The organism is Streptomyces sp. P17 (assembly GCF_032436805.1).
In the GTDB taxonomy this organism is placed as follows: domain Bacteria; phylum Actinomycetota; class Actinomycetes; order Streptomycetales; family Streptomycetaceae; genus Streptomyces.
In genome coordinates, this window is sequence record NZ_JAVRBF010001091.1 from 1 (window position 1) to 258 (window position 258).

Sequence of the window (258 nt, forward strand, 5' to 3'; positions counted from 1 at the left end):
CGTCAAGGGCGGTGCAGTCGACGACGACGTCGCGCACCTCTCCGAACCCCCACCCCTTCCAGAGGAGCTCGTCCGGCAGATGCTCGACCCCCCGCACGGTCATCCGGCCGAGAGCCGCGAGTTCGGGCCGGACGTCCCGCGTCGCCGCGAAGGCCGAAATCTCGAATGGGACGAGGACCTCCCGTCCCTCGGGCAGAAGTCCGGCGTGGCTGTCCCAGACGTGCCGGCGGCCGGCGACCCAATCCGGTCCGACCGCCT

The 258-nt window shown here is 71.7% G+C and carries 1 protein-coding gene; it reads right to left on the minus strand.

The features are described 5' to 3' along the window. The coding region (locus RMT89_RS44035; protein WP_315889370.1) for a hypothetical protein at positions 1 to 258 on the minus strand (258 nt) is incomplete at both ends.